This is a genomic window from Paracoccus sp. (in: a-proteobacteria), assembly GCF_046289755.1.
Classification (GTDB): Bacteria; Pseudomonadota; Alphaproteobacteria; order Rhodobacterales; family Rhodobacteraceae; genus Paracoccus.
Genome location: NZ_JBKBVD010000013.1, coordinates 21,687 through 37,071, shown reverse-complemented (window position 1 = coordinate 37,071; position 15,385 = coordinate 21,687). Strand labels below are relative to the sequence as shown.

Sequence of the window (15,385 nt, the reverse complement as noted above, 5' to 3'; positions counted from 1 at the left end):
CCCCGACCCGAAGGGCGGGCAACAAGACAAAACGACGCGCATATGACGCCTGCTCTTTTCATCCTGCAACCTTGTTGCCATATTGGTGACAAGGAGAGGATAGTCCCATGCCGCTGCCGCATTTCCTGTTGCTGATCGCCGCCGTGCTTGTGGCTGCCGGGCTGACGCTCTGGATCAGCCTTTCCGCAGGCGTGCCAATGATTGTCATTCTGCTGGGCGGGCTTAGCGCCGCATTGGCGCTGCATCTGTCACAGCGCGGCCATCATCACGATCCCCACGCCTGAGCGTCCGATACCCGAGCAGGCCGCTGCTCAGCTGTCCAGCTCGGCATCCCAGTACAGGAAATCCATCCAGCTTTCATGAAGGTGATTCGGCGGAAAACGCCGCCCGATCGCGTGCATCTCTTCAGGGATGGGCTGGCGCGGCTTACGGCGCAGGCTCATGCCGGAATGGCGCAGGCTGCGATTGGCCTTGCGCAGGTTGCAGGGCGAACAGGCCGCCACGACATTCTCCCAGCTGGTCACACCGCCGCGTGAACGGGGCACCACATGGTCAAAGGTCAGATCACCCTTGGCGCTACAATACTGGCACGAGAATTCGTCCCTCAGAAAAAGATTAAAGCGCGTGAATGCCACGCGCTTCTGGGGTTTGACGTAATCTTTCAGAACGACGACCGACGGGATGCGGAACACCTGTCGCTGACTTCGCACCACCTCGTCATATTCGGCCAGAATGGTGACCCGGTCCAGAAACGCCGCCTTGATCGCCTCCTGCCACGGCCACAGCGACAAGGGGTAATAGCTCAAGGGGCGGAAATCGGCATTCAGAACCAGCGCGGGGTGATGGCGCAGCACCGCAGGCTCGCGCACGAACTGGGTCCGGAACTCCGTCTGATGATGCTCGTCCAGCATGTCGCCTTCCTGCTTGCCCCGCAGGTCGGCGGGGCGCCTCTCAGATCAATGCCCTGACTATATATCGCGCAAGCCGTCTGGCAAGCCTCTGCATCTGTCCGGGCCTGCCGGATAAATATCGGCATGCCGTGACACCGCCATGACAATCGCCTGCCTGCGGAAAAGGCAGCTTTGCCTTGGTCCAAATATCCCGCGGGGGAATCCTTTGAAAAAGGATGGGGGCGCGAAGCCCCCTGCGCCCTCTCAGCTTGGCTCAGCGGGGCAGATGGTCGCGGATAAAGGCCAGCGCGACCGACAGCCCGTCAGGGGCGATGCCGTGGCCGGTCCCCTCCATCACATGGCCGTAGACCGTAAAGCCCGCACCCAGCAGCGCATTGCCCGCCAGCGCCATATCATCGAACGGCACCATCTCGTCCTGATCGCCATGGATCAGCAGCACCGGCGGCCTGACCTGCGCCTCGGCCTCCAGCGTTTCGGACGACAGAAGCCTGCCCGAGAAGCCCACGACCCCGGCCACGGCCTGCGCCCGGCGCGGCGCCACATGCAGCGCCATCATGGTGCCCTGCGAAAAGCCCAGCAGCACCAGCCGGTCGGGGGTCAGCGCCTCCTGCGCCAGCACGCCGTCGATATAGGCGTCCAGCAACCCGACCGAGCGCCGCATCGAACTGCGCGCCTCGTCCTCGCCCGAGCCGTCCAGCCAGGGGATCGGAAACCACTGGAAACCCATCGGATTGTTGCGGCAGGGCTCGGGTGCGTTGGGTGCGAAAAACGCGGTCTGGGGCAGATGCTGCGCCAGCGGATCGGCCAGACCCAGCAGGTCATTGCCATCGGCGCCGTAGCCATGCAGAAAGATCACCGCCGATGAGGCAGCCTTGGGGCCCTTGCGGGCGGATGTCAGGCGATCGGTCATGTCACTCCCTCGCGGCCTTTTGCCAGCCGGTAATAGGCCCACAGCCCGCGCGCCGCAACCGCCCGCCAGGGCTGCCATGGCGCGGCCAGCACGCGCAGGGCCGCCGGGCCGGGCCGGGCGTCCAGCCCATATAACAGCCGCGCGCCCTCCTGCAGCGCCAGATCACCGGCGGCGAAGACATCGGCGCGGCCAAGCGCGAATTTCAGATAGATCTCGGCGGTCCAGACCCCCACGCCGGGCAGGGCGGTCAGCCGCGCGATCGCCTCATCGTCGGGCAGCGCCCGCAGACCGGCCCAGTCCAGCCGCGCCGCCGCAATGCCGCGCAGATAGCGTGCCTTGGGCCGCGACAGGCCCGCCGCCCGCAGCGCCTCATCGTCGGCGTCACGCAGGGCCTCTTCGGACAAAAGGCCCGCCGCCTCCATCCGCGCCCGGATCGAGGCGGCGGCCGCGACCGAGATCTGCTGGCCGATGATCGCATCGGCCATGGCGGCAAAGCCATCGGGGCGGCGGCGCAGGGGCAGGGGGCCGATCCGGGGCAGTGCCCCGGCCCAGACCGGGCAGATGGCGGCCAGATGCGCGCAACCCAGCGCCAGATCGGCCTCGGTCGCAATGACGCGGAACGGCTCAGCCATGGGCATGGGCTTCCAGCTTCAGCCGGGTTTCCCATGCCATCGAGATATGCTGTCGCAGAGCCTTGTCGGCGGCCTGCCCGTCACCCGCCGCGATCGCCTCGACCACGCGGGCATGTTCGGTCATGGCGGCCTCGCTGCGGCCCTCGGCGGCCAGCGAGGTCCGCGCCATCAGCGCCATGCTGCGATGCACAAGGTCCAGCTGCTGCACCAGATAGCGGTTGTGCGAGGCCAGATGGATCTGCCGGTGAAACCGCCGGTTGGCCCGCGCCAGCGCCTCGGGGTCGCGCTGGTTCTGGCGGTCCTCCTCGACCATCTGGCTGAGTACGCGGACCTCTTCGGGGGTGGCGTGGCGGGCGGCCAGCCGCGCGGCCAGCGCCTCCAGCTCGGCGCGCACGACATACAGCTCGGCCAGCTGGTTGTGATCCAGCGAGGCGACGATCAGGCTGCGCCCGTCGCGCACCAGCATGGCCTGCGTTTCCAGCCGCTGCAGCGCCTCGCGCACAGGTGTCCGGGACACGCCGAAGCGGTCGGCCAGCTCGGATTCGACCAGCCGGTCGCCGGGGCGATAGGTGCCCGCCTCGATGGCGGCCAAAATCAGGGAATAGGCATCTTTCATCCGGCAACGATTGGACCTGCCGCACCGAATTGCAAGCGCGCGTGTGCCACGCCATGCCCGAACAATGGATTATTCGCATATGTGCATGCTGCTTCCCGGCCGGGCAGGGGCCATCCGCGCGGCGAAACCTGTCTGGCCGCGTTCCTGCGTCGCATTGCGCCCCGGGGCCGGGCGGGGGTATCAAGGGGCCGGAACGCGCGCCACCCTTGCAAGGAACATCCCATGACTGCGCATGACAAATACGATCTTTCGCCCGCCGCGGCCTTCCGGCTGATTGCGGTGACCCTGCTGGTGCTGGTCGCCCTGCTGGTCGGGCTGGTTCTGGCCTTCGGCGCGCCGGGTCTGGGGATATTCGGTCTGGTGGCCACAGCGATCGTGTTCGTCGTGATGCTGGCCTTTACCGCCGCGAACTAACCCGCCCGCCCGCCCGCCCCCCACCAGACAGAACAGGACCACGCCGATGCCCGGACCCGAGATCGAAGACATCGACATCCTGATCTCGGGTGGCGGGATCGCGGGGCTGATCGCGGCTGCGGCCTTCGGCGCCGAGGGGTTTTCGACCCTCTGCGTCGACCCCGCCCCGCCCGTCACCGAAGAGGCCGCCGAGGGGTCCGACCTGCGCACCACCGCGCTGCTGACGCCATCGGTCGCGTTTCTGGAACGGATCGGGCTGTGGGACCGGCTGGCGCCGCATGCGACGCCCTTGCAGGTCATGCGCATCGTCGATGCGGGGGGCGCCGCGCCGCGCGCCCGCCTGATCCGCGATTTCGACGCCGCCGAGATCGGCGGCCAGCCCTTTGGCTGGAACCTGCCCAACTGGCTGCTGCGCCGCGAGATTGCGGCCCGGCTGGAGGGGCTGCAATCGGTTCGCTTCCAGCCGGGCACGGGCACGCATGAGGTGCTGGCCCGCGACGAGGGCGCGCTGGTCACCCTGTCGGATGGCCGCCGCCTCCGCGCACGGCTGCTGATCGCCGCCGATGGCCGCGATTCGCCGGTGCGCCACGCGCTGGGGATCGCCGCGCGGCGGTTGCGCTATGGCCAGAAGGCGCTGGCCTTTGCGGTCACGCATGAGTTTCCGCATGGCAATGTCTCGACCGAGGTGCACCGCTCGGGCGGGCCGTTCACGCTGGTGCCGCTGCCCGACCGCGAGGGGCGACCCTCATCGGCGGTGGTCTGGATGGAAAACGGGCGCGAGACGGCACGCCTGCGGGCCCTGCCGCCGGAGTCGTTCGAGGCGGAGCTGAATACCCGGTCCGCCGGGGTGCTGGGGCATCTGCGGCTGGCAACGCGGCTGACGGAATGGCCGATCATCAGCCAGATCGCAGACCGCTTCACCGGCCCGCGCACCGCGCTGATCGCCGAGGCCGCGCATGTCGTGCCGCCCATCGGCGCGCAGGGGCTGAACATGAGCCTCGCCGATCTGGCCGAGTTGCTGGAGCTGAACCGCAGCGATCCGGGCGATCCGCAGGCGCTGGCCCGATACGAGCGCCGCCGCCGCCCCGAGGCGATGCTGCGCCTGATGGGCATCGACGCGCTGAACCGCGCCAGCCAGATGGGCGCGCGCCCGCTGCGCGATCTGCGTGCGGCGGCGTTGGGCGGGCTCTATGGTGTGGCGCCGGTGCGGCGGCTGATGATGCGCGCGGGTCTGGGCCTGCGCTAAGGTGGTTGCCTTTGGGCCACGCGGCGGGCGGCGGCGCTGATCGCGGCGGGCTCGTCACCATCACGCCGGCCTCCTGATCCGCAACCGGCGCTGATTGCGTCCCGCGACGGCCCGCGGGGCTGCACCCCCCGGACCCCCCGCGCCCGCCTCCGGTACGCGCTGGACAGCCATGCGCCGACAGAAAACCTCGCCTGTCGGGCATCGGGGGTAATTTCCTTCCGCCGCGCAGGATGCTAAACGCAATCGCCAGCCAGAGGAGAGATCGCCCATGCCCGCCTATCGTTCCCGCACCACCACCCATGGCCGCAACATGGCCGGCGCCCGTGGCCTGTGGCGTGCGACCGGCGTGAAGGACAGCGATTTCGGCAAGCCGATCATCGCCATCGTCAACAGCTTCACGCAATTCGTGCCGGGCCATGTCCACCTCAAGGATCTGGGCCAGATGGTCGCCCGCGAGGTCGAGGCCGCAGGCGGGATCGCCAAGGAATTCAACACCATCGCCGTCGATGACGGCATCGCCATGGGCCATGACGGCATGCTCTATTCGCTGCCCTCGCGCGAGATCATCGCCGATTCGGTCGAATACATGGTCAACGCCCATTGCGCCGACGCGATGGTCTGCATCAGCAATTGCGACAAGATCACGCCGGGCATGCTGATGGCCTCGCTGCGGCTGAACATCCCCACCGTTTTCGTGTCGGGCGGGCCGATGGAGGCGGGCAAGGTCGTGCTGAAAGACGGTCGCGTCAAGGCGCTGGATCTGGTCGATGCCATGGTCGCGGCCGCCGATGATTCGGTCAGCGATGAGGATGTCGCGGCGATCGAACGCTCGGCCTGCCCGACCTGCGGCTCCTGTTCGGGCATGTTCACCGCCAATTCGATGAACTGCCTGACCGAGGCTCTGGGCCTGTCGCTGCCCGGCAACGGCTCGACGCTGGCCACCCATGCCGACCGTCAGCGGCTGTTCGTCGAGGCGGGCCACCTGATCGTCGATCTGGCGCGCCGCCATTACGAGGGCGACGATTTCAGCGTCCTGCCCCGCAATGTGGCCAGCTTCGCGGCCTTCGAGAATGCGATGACGCTGGACATCGCGATGGGCGGCTCGACCAACACGGTGCTGCACCTGCTGGCGGCGGCGCATGAGGCCGAGATCGACTTTACCATGTCCGACATCGACCGCCTGTCGCGCAAGGTGCCGGTCCTGTGCAAGGTCGCGCCCGCCAAGGCCGATGTGCATATGGAAGACGTCCACCGCGCCGGTGGCATCATGGCGATTCTGGGGCAACTGGACCGCGCCGGGCTGCTCGATACCTCGGTCGGCAGCGTCCATTCCGGCACGCTGGCACAGGCGCTGGACCGGTGGGACGTGTCGCGCACCGATGCGGCCTCGGTCCACGACTTCTTCCGCGCGGCCCCCGGCGGCGTGCCGACTCAGACCGCATTCTCGCAGGCGAACCGCTATGACGAGGTCGATCTGGACCGCGAAAAGGGCGTCATCCGCAGCTCGGAACATGCGTTTTCGCGCGATGGCGGGCTGGCGGTGCTCTATGGCAATCTGGCCGAGGATGGCTGCATCGTCAAAACCGCAGGCGTGGATGACAGCAACCTGACCTTCGAGGGCCCGGCCCATATCTTCGAAAGCCAGGACGATTCGGTCAGCGCGATCCTGACCGGCAAGGTCAAATCGGGCGAGGTCGTGCTGATCCGCTATGAGGGCCCGCGCGGCGGCCCCGGCATGCAGGAAATGCTGTATCCGACCAGCTACCTGAAATCCAAAGGTCTGGGCAAGGAATGCGCGCTGGTCACCGATGGCCGCTTCTCGGGCGGCTCGTCGGGCCTGTCCATCGGCCATGTCTCACCCGAAGCCGCCGAGGGCGGAACCATCGGTCTGGTCGAGCAGGGCGACCTGATCCGCATCGACATCCCCAACCGCAAGATCGAGCTGGTGGTGGACGATGCCACCCTCGCCGCCCGCCGCGCCGCGCGCGAGGCAGAGGGCTGGAAACCCGCCAAACCCCGCAAGCGCAAGATCACCACGGCCCTGCGCGCCTACGCCGCCATGACCACCAGCGCCGCCAAGGGCGCGGTCCGGGTCATCCCGGAATAAGCTTCTTCTTCATAAAAATATCCTCAGGGGGTGCGGGGGCAGAATGCCCCCGTTTTACCCCAACGGCCCCGGCCGCCGCTCCTCGGACAGCATCACATTCGCCTCGACCTGCCCCACGCCGGGCAGGGTCATGATGCGTCGCCGCAAGATCCGCTCGAAATCGGAAATGTCGCGGGCGGTGATGCGCAACCGGTAATCGAACTGCCCCAACACATGCTGGACCAGTTGCACCTCGGGGATGGCGGTCACGGCGCGCTCGAAATCCTCAAGGCTGGTGCGGCCCTTGGCGGCCAGCCGGATGCCCAGAAACACCGTGACGCCAAACCCCAGTGCGGCCTGATCCAGCACCACGCGCCGGCCCGTGATCACCCCCTGATCGCTCAGCCGTTTGACGCGCCGCCAGGCGGCAGGCTGGCCGATCCCCACCGCACGCCCGATCTGCGCGGCGCTGGCTGTCGCGTCATCGGCGAGCATCCGCAGAATCGCCAGATCGGTTGCGTCCAGACCGCTCACAGTGCCAGTTCCCCGCTGTCCTTGATGGTGGCCACCAGCATCAGTGCGTCCAGTTCGGCGATATGCGGCAGGGTCAGGATGCGGTCGCGATAGACCTGCTGCCAATGCGCCATGTCCCGCGCGATGACGGATGCGCGCCAGTCCACGCTGCCCAGAAAACTTTGAATTTCGATCACTTCGGGCACGGCGCGCAAGGCCGCCGAAAATTCGTCAAAGGCGCGGGGGTTGGTCTTGTCCAGCGTGAAGCGCAGCGAGACCTCGACCTCCCACCCCATTGCGCGCCAGTCGATGCGGGCCTGAATGCCGCGCAGAATGCCCGCCTCGCGCAGCCGCTCCAACCGCCGCCACAGGCTGGCTGTGGTGACGCCCGCACGTTCAGCGAGTGTCGCATTCGCTGCGGCGGGATCGGCCAACAGATGACGAAGGATGCGTTTATCGGTCGTGTCGGGCATGAAAGTCATACTCTGAAGCATATCAAGGCATGATCCTTTCGCACAGGGCCAAAATATCGTGGCGATTGCACTGTGTCTTGCGCGCGAATGCGTTAGAAAGGCGACATCAAGAAGGAGATTTCCGATGCGTGTTTACTACGACCGCGACTGCGACGTGAACCTGATCAAGGACAAGAAGGTCGCGATCCTCGGCTATGGCAGCCAGGGTCACGCCCATGCGCTGAACCTGCGCGACAGCGGCGCCAGGAACCTCGTCGTCGCCCTGCGCGAGGGCAGCGCCTCGGCCAAGAAAGCCGAAGGCGAGGGGCTCAAGGTCATGGGCATCGCCGAAGCCGCCGCATGGTGCGATGTCATCATGTTCACCATGCCCGACGAGCTGCAGGCCGAGACCTACAAGAAATACGTCCATGACAACCTGCGCGAGGGCGCGGCGATCGCCTTCGCCCACGGCCTGAACGTGCATTTCGGCCTGATCGAGCCGAAACCCGGCGTCGATGTCATCATGATGGCGCCCAAGGGCCCCGGCCATACCGTGCGCGGCGAATACACCAAGGGCGGCGGCGTGCCCTGCCTTGTGGCCGTGCATCAGGACGCCTCGGGCAAGGCGATGGATATCGGCCTGTCCTATTGCTCGGCCATCGGCGGCGGCCGCTCGGGCATCATCGAGACCAACTTCCGCGAGGAATGCGAAACCGATCTGTTCGGCGAACAGGCGGTGCTGTGCGGTGGTCTGGTCGAGCTGATCCGCATGGGCTTTGAAACGCTGGTCGAAGCGGGCTACGAGCCGGAAATGGCCTATTTCGAGTGTCTGCACGAGGTCAAGCTGATCGTCGATCTGATCTATGAAGGCGGCATCGCCAACATGAACTATTCGATCAGCAACACGGCCGAGTACGGCGAATATGTCAGCGGCCCGCGCATCCTGCCCTATGACGAGACCAAGGCGCGGATGAAGGCGGTCCTGACCGACATCCAGACCGGCAAGTTCGTGCGCGACTTCATGCAGGAAAACGCCGTCGGCCAGCCCTCGTTCAAGGCCACCCGTCGCATCAACGACGAGCATCAGATCGAGAAGGTCGGCGCGAAACTGCGCGAAATGATGCCCTGGATCAGCAAGGGCAAGATGGTCGATCGCAGCCGCAACTGACCTGCGGAACAGCCAGCCGGGGGTCTGCCCCCGGACCGGAAGGCGCCAGAGACATACCGTCTCTGGCGCCTGTCTTGTTCGGTCAGGGCTTGTTGCGCGTTGGTTTCTGGCCCTCGGGTTTGACGCCCATCGCAAGCTGCTGCAGCCGCTCGCGGTCAAGAACCACGATCCTGCCGCGACCCAGTTCGACGATTCCCTCATCGCGCAGTTGCGCCAGCGTGCGGTTGACCGTCTGCCGCGAACAGCCGCTGAACGCCGCCAGATCCGCCTGGCTGATATCCGCGCTGGGGTTGTCCGGCGTGGTCAGGCTGAGCAGGTGGCTGCGGATGCGGTCTTCGACGCAGTAGAACATGGCCAGCAGATGATAGCGGTTGTCCCGCGCCAGACGGTCGTGAAAGAGGCGCGCAAGATTTTTCAGCAACCGCTCGCCGGGGATCACGCTGCGCAGCAGCGGCAGATCAAAGCTTGCAACCATCGTGCCGGGCCGGGCCATGCAGTTGGCGACGCAGAACAGGCCGGACAGCAGCTCGACCTCGCCCACGACCTCTCCGGGCTGGGCCAGATGGGCCAGAACGCGGTTGCCCTCGATATCCAGAATGCTGACTTCGACTGCGCCGCGCAGGACCAGAAAGGCGTGGTCCAGCATCGCGCCCTGCTGAATGATCTGCTGTTCGGCATGGAAGGTGCGGATGGTGCAGCGGGCCAGAAACTGCTTCAGCGTTTCAAGGTCGATCCCGCCCAGCAGCGCGGCCGTATGGTTGTTCATGATGCGCAGAAGGTTTGCGGCCATATGGTCCGCAGGTGCCGCCCCGACAGTGCCTCGGGCAGGTTTCCGGGGAACGAGGACGTAGCGGCCTGCCGGTGTTGTCGATTCAGACAATCCCTGAACTACCTTTGCATGCGTATCCAAGACATCGAACTGATGTCGCGATAGCATGCCGCTGGCCTATCACAAAGCAATATGTCAGCAACCACGGGCGCAACAATCGAAAACCCTGACACAGCCAACCGCGCCCATGATTGCCATACCTTCATACTAGAAACACATGCGCGGAATGTCGCCTGCGCGACAGATCGGGTCGTTTTCTGCGAGAGGATCGAAATCCGCTAAAGCGCGTTGCGCGGCATCGGCAGATCGCCTGAATTATAGGGCGCCCAATCCGTGATCTCGGGATAGAACTGCTTGCGCCATGCCCGCACGCGCGGGTTCATGCGCCGCCGCCACAGGGGCGGCACCATCGCCACAAAGGTCATTGCGGGATAGCCAAAGGGCAGTTGCGGCGCCTCGTTGGGCGCATAGGTTTGCAGCAAGGGAAAGCGACGCTCGGGCTTGTAGTGGTGGTCCGAGTGGCGTTGCAGGTTGATCAGCAGCCAGTTCGTCGCCCTGTGGCTGGCGTTCCAGCTGTGGCGCGGGCGGACGGGTTCATACCGGCCTTCGCCCAGATGTTTACGGGACAGGCCGTAATGCTCGACGTAATTCGTCAGTTCCAGCTGCCAGACCGCGATGAAGGCCTGAAAGGCGAACAGCCCCAGCCCGGCCCAACCGCCAAGCACCAGTGCGAAGGCCAGCATTGCCAGTTGCAGCACCCCGTAGCGCCAGAACGGGTTGCGCCGGTCCCACGGGCTGCGGCCCGCGCGGGCCAGAAAGCGCGTCTCGGCGGCCCATGCGCTGCGCGGGCCACCGCTCAGCACGCGCGCGAAAAAGCGGTAGAACCCCTCATTGTACCGCGCTGACACCGCGTCGCGCGGGGTCGACACCCATGAGTGATGGACCAGCAGATGCTCGGTCCGGAAATGCGAATACAGCACCGTGGCCAGCAGCAGATCGCCCAGCCAGCGCTCCAGCACCGTCTTCTGATGCAGCAGTTCATGGGCATAGACGATGCCGATGCTGCCCGACAGAACCCCGATGCCAAAGAACAGGCCCAGCTTTTCCCAGCCCGACAGATGCGCCGTGGTCTGCACATACCAGATTGCGCCAAAGATCGCCGCGAATTGCAGCGGGAACCAGATGATGGTGATGGCGCGGTGCCAGAACAGCTGGTCGGTCGCGGTTTCGGGGTCGGGATTGGTCTCGTTCAGGCCCAGCAGGCTGTCCAGCATGGTGGTGACATACCACGCATAGCCGGGCAGCAGCAGCCACCACCAGCCGCCCTGCATGGCGGCCAGCAGTACCAGCGGGATCATCAGGATGGACAGCCAGAACGGGGCTGCGGCGGGCAATCGGGAACGGGGCGACTCGGTCATGGGCCGGATGCTACGCCGGGTTCGCGCCTTGCGCCACATCCCAGACCTTGCGCATCAGCCCCGGCAGCGCGTCGCGGTCGATCTGTCGCAGAGGGATCACTTCGCCGCGCGTGGGATTGCCCGTCAGATCGCCCCGGACGACCTGCAGCGTCAGCGAGAAATGCGTGAACACATGGCGCACCTGACCCAGTTCACGCCACTGCGCCGGGCCGGGCGGCGGCAGGTCGCGTCCGTCCCACAGCGCCGAGGGGAAAGCCAGCGTGCCGCCCAGCAGACCCTTGGCCGGGCGATGCTCCAGCACGACCCCATCGCCGTGGCAGGCGATCCAGACGATGCCATGGCGTTCGGGCCTGGGCGGTTTGGGCGCCTTGCGCGGCAGCTCGGCGGCGATGCCCTGCACGCGGGCGTCACACAGCGCGATCAGCGGGCAGATGCCGCAGGCGGGGTTGCGCGGCGTGCAGATCGTCGCGCCCAGATCCATCATCGCCTGCGCGTAATCGCCGGGCCGCGTGGCGGGCGTCAGCGTGGCCGCCAGCGTGGTCAGTTCCGGTTTGGCGGCGGGCAGGGGGGTCTGCACCGCGAACAGCCGCGCCACGACACGTTCGACATTGCCGTCCACGACTGTCTCGGGCTGCTGGAACGCGATCGCGGCAATCGCGGCGGATGTATAGGGCCCGATGCCGGGCAGCGCCGCCAGCCCCTCGCGCGTGTCGGGAAATCCGCCCCGCGCCGCCACCGCCCGCGCGCAGGCCAGCAGATTGCGCGCGCGTGCGTAATAGCCAAGCCCCGCCCATTCGGCCATGACGACCGCATCATCCGCCGCCGCCAGCGCGCCCACCGTGGGCCAGCGGGCGGTGAAGCGGCGGAAATACTCTTTCACCGCCGCCACGGTGGTCTGCTGCAGCATCACCTCGGACAGCCAGACCGGATAGGGATCGGTGCGCCCGCCACCCGGCGGCCTCCGCCAGGGCAGGGCGCGGGCATGGCGGTCATACCAGTCCAGAAGATCGGGGGCGATCACCTTGCTTTCACGCAATTATGTGGCCTCATCAGGTTGGGCGCGCTTTCATCCGGGCGGATGGCTGGCTAAGGATGGGGGCGTGATAGCAGAACAGGCGATGATGGCCCAGCCACCCGACAGCCCCAACACGTTCCGGCGCCGCCGCAGCCGCGGGTTCCAGCCCGCCGCCTCGTTGCTGGCCAACCGCGTGCAGAATGCGGCCGAGGGGCGGGGCTTTGCCGTCTCGCGTCTGCTGACCCACTGGCCCGAGATCGCCGGCCCGCAGATTGCCGCCGTCACGCGTCCGGTGCGCATCAGCCATGGCCGCGCCACTGTCGGCGCCACCCTGACCCTGCTGACCACCGGCCCGATGGCGCCCATGGTCGAGATGCAGCTGCCCGCCCTGCGCGAGCGTGTGAACGCCTGCTACGGCTATAACGCGATCCAGCGCATCACCCTGACCCAGACCGCCGCCCATGGCTTTGCCGAGGGGCAGGCCCAGTTCACGGCGCGCCCCAAGGCACCGCCCGCGCCCGACCCCGCAAGCCTGCAACAGGCCGCACGGGTGGGCGCGCAATTCACCGACCCGACGCTGGCCGAGGCCATGGCCCGGCTGGCGCTGAACGTCACAAGCCGCAATTCCAGAAAGACCTGAAAGGATTTTCCATGTTCCTTCGCCCCGTCGTCGCCTCTGCCGCGACCGCACTGACGCTGGCCCTTGCCGTTCCCGCCATGGCGCAGGACGCGCCCGCTGACGCGGCCGTCGAAACCCTGCCCGACATCGCCCTTGGCGCCGAGGATGCGCCGCTGACCATCGTCGAATATGCCAGCTTTACCTGCGGGCATTGCGCGAATTTCCACAATGATGTGTTCCCCGACCTCAAGGCCGAATTCATCGACAGCGGGCAGGTGCGCTTTGTCCAGCGCGATGTCTATTTCGATCAGGTCGGTCTGTGGGCCGGGGTGCTGGCGCGTTGCGGCGGTGATGACCGCTATTACCCCGTCTCGCACATGCTGTTCGAGGAACAGTCGGCATGGCTGTCGGGCGGCTCGGGCGACGAGATCGCGGCAGGACTGCGCCGCATCGGCCTCAAGGCCGGGATGAGCGACGATCAGATGACCGCCTGCTGGGACGACACCGCCAAGGTCGAACAGCTGATCGCCACTTTCCAGCAGAACGCCACCGCTGACGGGGTCGAGGCGACGCCCACCTTCATCATCGGCGACGAGAAGGTGCCGAACCAGTCCTGGGACAGCATGCGCGACATCATTCAGGCCAAGCTGGACGAGGTCGCACCCGCAGCCGACGCACCCGCAGCCGACGCCCCCGCAACTGACGCCCCCGCAGCCGAATAACGCCGCTGCCCGGTCTGCGCGTCGCCCGACCGGCGCGCAGACCGGCTGGCCCCCGGTGGCGCCCGGACGGCGCGACATGGCGGCTTCTTCGTTGTCCAAAGACCCCGTCCCGGCCTCGGCACACGCGCCCGATTGATTTTTGCGAACCACTGCCGCACCCTGCGCCATCGGCCACAGAGCTGAGCGCAGAAGGGACAGAGGATCATGTTCGCGGAATTCAGAACATTTATCGCGCGGGGCAACGTCATTGACCTTGCCGTGGGCATCATCATCGGCGCGGCCTTCACGGCCATCGTCAGCTCGCTGGTGGCCGATCTGATCAACCCGATTCTGGGTCTGGCGACCGGCGGGATTGATTTCACCAATCAGTATCTGGTCCTGTCGGGCAACGTTCCTGACGGCGCCAGTCTGGCAGCCGCCCGCGATTCCGGCGCGGCAGTGTTTGCTTACGGCGCTTTCCTGATGGCGGTGCTGAATTTTCTCATCATCGCCTGGGCCGTGTTCCTGCTGGTCAAGGGCGTGAACCGCATGCAGACGATGGCCCGCCGCAAGGAAGAGGCCGCCGAGCCTGCCCCCGCAGGCCCAAGCCAAGAAGAGCTGCTGGCCCAGATCCGCGACCTGCTGGCCGACCGCGCCAGCCGCATCTGACGGCGCGGCGGCGCGCCACCGCGCCGTGGCTGGCCTGTGCGGCCTGCCACGGCGCCTTTGCGGATCAGCGCGCCAGCAGATCCTCGGGCGTGACCGCCTCCAGCCCCAGCGCCTCGCCCACGGGGATCGAGGTCAGAACCCCCTCATGCGTGGACAGGCCCGCGCGCAGATGCGCGTCATCGGTCACCGCCTGCCGCCAGCCCTTGTCGGCCAGCGCCAGCAGATGCGGCATGGTCACATTCCCCAGCGCCTGCGTGGCCGTGCGCGCCACCGCGCCGGGCATGTTCGCCACGCAGTAATGCACCACGCCATCGACTTCGTAGATCGGGTCCTGATGCGTGGTCGCGCGCGAGGTCTCGAAGCAGCCGCCCTGATCAATCGCCACATCGACCAGCACCGCGCCGGGGCGCATGCTCGACAACTGCGCGCGGCTGATCAGCTTGGGGGCCGCAGCGCCGGGGATCAGCACCGCGCCGATGACCATATCGGCGGACCTGATGGCCTCTGCGGTGGCGGCGGCGCTGGCGAATTGCGTCGTCAGCTTGCCCATGAACACATCGTCCAGATAGGACAGACGCGGGACCGAGCGGTCCATCACCGTCACATTCGCGCCCATCCCCACCGCGACCCGCGCGGCTGCCGCGCCCACGACGCCGCCGCCGATGATGACGACATTGGCAGGGCGCACGCCCGGCACGCCACCCATCAGCACGCCGCGCCCGCCATTGGCCTTTTGCAGAGCCCATGAGCCGACCTGAGGCGCCAGCCGCCCCGCCACCTCGGACATCGGCGCCAGCAGCGGCAACCCGCCGCGCGCATCGGTCACCGTCTCATAGGCGATGGCGGTCACGCCACTGTCCAGCAGGTCGCGGGTCTGGTCGGGGTCGGGCGCCAGGTGCAGATAGGTGAACAGGATCTGACCCTTGCGCAGCATCCTGCGTTCGGTCGCCTGCGGTTCCTTGACCTTGATGATCAACTCTGCCGCGTCAAAGACCGCGGCGGCGTCAGGCGCGATCTGCGCGCCTGCATCGGTGTAATCCTGATCCGTGAACCCCGCGCCCTCGCCCGCGCCGGTCTGCACCAGAACCTCATGGCCGCGGCCCACGGCCTCGGCTGTGGCGGCGGGGGTCAGGCCTACGCGGAACTCTTGCGGTTTGATCTCTTTCGGGCATCCGATTTTCATTGT

Annotated in this window: 18 protein-coding genes; 8 read left to right on the top strand and 10 right to left on the bottom strand. The window is 66.8% G+C overall.

The window, feature by feature from the left end; translation table 11 throughout:
• Window positions 1-107: 107 nt before the first annotated feature.
• Window positions 108-284: a hypothetical protein gene (locus tag ACK41U_RS06935; RefSeq protein WP_409677608.1), complete on the top strand. Its 177-nt coding sequence runs from the start codon at window positions 108-110 to the stop codon at window positions 282-284.
• A 27-nt stretch (window positions 285-311) separates the two neighbouring features.
• Here the strand turns inward: ACK41U_RS06935 and ACK41U_RS06930 are convergent, their stop codons facing one another.
• The 4 genes from ACK41U_RS06930 to ACK41U_RS06915 form a co-directional block, all read right to left on the bottom strand.
• On the bottom strand, window positions 312-911 hold the full coding sequence (locus ACK41U_RS06930) for an HNH endonuclease (protein WP_409677607.1): 600 nt from the start codon (window positions 909-911) through the stop codon (window positions 312-314).
• A 253-nt stretch (window positions 912-1,164) separates the two neighbouring features.
• Window positions 1,165-1,821, bottom strand: coding sequence for an alpha/beta hydrolase (locus ACK41U_RS06925; protein ID WP_409677605.1), 657 nt, complete (start codon window positions 1,819-1,821; stop codon window positions 1,165-1,167).
• Complete coding sequence (locus ACK41U_RS06920) at window positions 1,818-2,459, bottom strand: DNA-3-methyladenine glycosylase family protein (RefSeq protein ID WP_409677603.1); 642 nt, start codon at window positions 2,457-2,459, stop codon at window positions 1,818-1,820. Before ACK41U_RS06920 ends, ACK41U_RS06925 begins: the two co-directional genes overlap by 4 nt.
• The gene (locus ACK41U_RS06915; RefSeq protein ID WP_409677601.1) at window positions 2,446-3,069 is read right to left on the bottom strand and encodes a GntR family transcriptional regulator; all 624 of its coding nucleotides are present in this window, start codon (window positions 3,067-3,069) and stop codon (window positions 2,446-2,448) included. The genes ACK41U_RS06920 and ACK41U_RS06915 overlap by 14 nt, the downstream gene beginning before the upstream one ends.
• Window positions 3,070-3,291: 222 nt before the next feature.
• Here ACK41U_RS06915 and ACK41U_RS06910 point away from each other — a divergent pair, with 222 nt between their 5' ends.
• From ACK41U_RS06910 to ilvD, 3 genes are all read left to right on the top strand, one after another.
• The gene (locus tag ACK41U_RS06910; RefSeq protein ID WP_409677599.1) at window positions 3,292-3,483 is read left to right on the top strand and encodes a hypothetical protein; all 192 of its coding nucleotides are present in this window, start codon (window positions 3,292-3,294) and stop codon (window positions 3,481-3,483) included.
• A gap of 46 nt (window positions 3,484-3,529) precedes the next feature.
• A complete protein-coding gene (locus ACK41U_RS06905; protein WP_409677597.1) occupies window positions 3,530-4,729 on the top strand; it encodes a UbiH/UbiF family hydroxylase in 1,200 nt (399 codons plus the stop codon).
• Window positions 4,730-4,997: 268 nt separating this feature from the next.
• Complete coding sequence (gene ilvD, locus ACK41U_RS06900; RefSeq protein ID WP_409677595.1) at window positions 4,998-6,836, top strand: dihydroxy-acid dehydratase; 1,839 nt, start codon at window positions 4,998-5,000, stop codon at window positions 6,834-6,836.
• Window positions 6,837-6,890: 54 nt separating this feature from the next.
• Here ilvD and ACK41U_RS06895 read toward each other — a convergent pair whose 3' ends face one another.
• Window positions 6,891-7,349, bottom strand: a complete 459-nt coding sequence (locus ACK41U_RS06895; RefSeq protein WP_409677593.1) for an Lrp/AsnC family transcriptional regulator — start codon at window positions 7,347-7,349, stop codon at window positions 6,891-6,893.
• A complete protein-coding gene (locus ACK41U_RS06890; RefSeq protein ID WP_409677591.1) occupies window positions 7,346-7,801 on the bottom strand; it encodes an Lrp/AsnC family transcriptional regulator in 456 nt (151 codons plus the stop codon). The genes ACK41U_RS06895 and ACK41U_RS06890 overlap by 4 nt, the downstream gene beginning before the upstream one ends.
• A gap of 70 nt (window positions 7,802-7,871) precedes the next feature.
• On the opposite strand from ACK41U_RS06890, the gene ilvC reads away from it, so the two are divergent.
• Entirely contained in the window at window positions 7,872-8,948 is a 1,077-nt protein-coding gene (gene ilvC, locus ACK41U_RS06885; protein ID WP_409677723.1) for a ketol-acid reductoisomerase, read from the top strand.
• An 82-nt stretch (window positions 8,949-9,030) separates the two neighbouring features.
• Here ilvC and ACK41U_RS06880 read toward each other — a convergent pair whose 3' ends face one another.
• From ACK41U_RS06880 to ACK41U_RS06870, 3 genes are all read right to left on the bottom strand, one after another.
• Window positions 9,031-9,738 carry a Crp/Fnr family transcriptional regulator gene (locus ACK41U_RS06880; RefSeq protein ID WP_409677589.1) on the bottom strand — a complete coding sequence of 236 codons (708 nt, stop codon included), beginning with the start codon at window positions 9,736-9,738 and terminating at the stop codon, window positions 9,031-9,033.
• Between the two features lie 317 nt (window positions 9,739-10,055).
• The gene (locus ACK41U_RS06875) at window positions 10,056-11,195 is read right to left on the bottom strand and encodes an alkane 1-monooxygenase (RefSeq protein ID WP_409677587.1); all 1,140 of its coding nucleotides are present in this window, start codon (window positions 11,193-11,195) and stop codon (window positions 10,056-10,058) included.
• 10 nt (window positions 11,196-11,205) lie between these two features.
• A complete protein-coding gene (locus ACK41U_RS06870) occupies window positions 11,206-12,231 on the bottom strand; it encodes an A/G-specific adenine glycosylase (protein ID WP_409677585.1) in 1,026 nt (341 codons plus the stop codon).
• A gap of 85 nt (window positions 12,232-12,316) precedes the next feature.
• On the opposite strand from ACK41U_RS06870, the gene ACK41U_RS06865 reads away from it, so the two are divergent.
• From ACK41U_RS06865 to mscL, 3 genes are all read left to right on the top strand, one after another.
• Window positions 12,317-12,850 carry a DUF721 domain-containing protein gene (locus ACK41U_RS06865; protein ID WP_409677721.1) on the top strand — a complete coding sequence of 178 codons (534 nt, stop codon included), beginning with the start codon at window positions 12,317-12,319 and terminating at the stop codon, window positions 12,848-12,850.
• Window positions 12,851-12,861: 11 nt separating this feature from the next.
• Window positions 12,862-13,551, top strand: coding sequence for a DsbA family protein (locus tag ACK41U_RS06860; protein ID WP_409677583.1), 690 nt, complete (start codon window positions 12,862-12,864; stop codon window positions 13,549-13,551).
• 204 nt (window positions 13,552-13,755) lie between these two features.
• Window positions 13,756-14,199, top strand: a complete 444-nt coding sequence (gene mscL / locus ACK41U_RS06855) for a large conductance mechanosensitive channel protein MscL (RefSeq protein WP_409677581.1) — start codon at window positions 13,756-13,758, stop codon at window positions 14,197-14,199.
• A gap of 64 nt (window positions 14,200-14,263) precedes the next feature.
• Here the strand turns inward: mscL and ald are convergent, their stop codons facing one another.
• A complete protein-coding gene (gene ald / locus ACK41U_RS06850) occupies window positions 14,264-15,382 on the bottom strand; it encodes an alanine dehydrogenase (RefSeq protein ID WP_409677579.1) in 1,119 nt (372 codons plus the stop codon).
• Between the last annotated feature and the right edge of the window lie 3 nt (window positions 15,383-15,385).

Coding starts and splice junctions, on each gene's coding strand:
- ACK41U_RS06865 (WP_409677721.1), top strand. CDS start 12,317: ATGGCCCAGCCACCCGACAGCCCCAACACGTTCCGGCGCCGCCGCAGC.
- ACK41U_RS06910 (WP_409677599.1), top strand. CDS start 3,292: ATGACTGCGCATGACAAATACGATCTTTCGCCCGCCGCGGCCTTCCGG.
- ilvD (WP_409677595.1), top strand. CDS start 4,998: ATGCCCGCCTATCGTTCCCGCACCACCACCCATGGCCGCAACATGGCC.
- ACK41U_RS06920 (WP_409677603.1), bottom strand. CDS start 2,459: ATGCCCATGGCTGAGCCGTTCCGCGTCATTGCGACCGAGGCCGATCTG.
- ACK41U_RS06880 (WP_409677589.1), bottom strand. CDS start 9,738: ATGGCCGCAAACCTTCTGCGCATCATGAACAACCATACGGCCGCGCTG.
- ACK41U_RS06860 (WP_409677583.1), top strand. CDS start 12,862: ATGTTCCTTCGCCCCGTCGTCGCCTCTGCCGCGACCGCACTGACGCTG.
- ACK41U_RS06905 (WP_409677597.1), top strand. CDS start 3,530: ATGCCCGGACCCGAGATCGAAGACATCGACATCCTGATCTCGGGTGGC.
- ACK41U_RS06890 (WP_409677591.1), bottom strand. CDS start 7,801: ATGCCCGACACGACCGATAAACGCATCCTTCGTCATCTGTTGGCCGAT.
- ACK41U_RS06930 (WP_409677607.1), bottom strand. CDS start 911: ATGCTGGACGAGCATCATCAGACGGAGTTCCGGACCCAGTTCGTGCGC.
- ACK41U_RS06925 (WP_409677605.1), bottom strand. CDS start 1,821: ATGACCGATCGCCTGACATCCGCCCGCAAGGGCCCCAAGGCTGCCTCA.
- mscL (WP_409677581.1), top strand. CDS start 13,756: ATGTTCGCGGAATTCAGAACATTTATCGCGCGGGGCAACGTCATTGAC.
- ACK41U_RS06935 (WP_409677608.1), top strand. CDS start 108: ATGCCGCTGCCGCATTTCCTGTTGCTGATCGCCGCCGTGCTTGTGGCT.
- ald (WP_409677579.1), bottom strand. CDS start 15,382: ATGAAAATCGGATGCCCGAAAGAGATCAAACCGCAAGAGTTCCGCGTA.
- ACK41U_RS06915 (WP_409677601.1), bottom strand. CDS start 3,069: ATGAAAGATGCCTATTCCCTGATTTTGGCCGCCATCGAGGCGGGCACC.
- ACK41U_RS06875 (WP_409677587.1), bottom strand. CDS start 11,195: ATGACCGAGTCGCCCCGTTCCCGATTGCCCGCCGCAGCCCCGTTCTGG.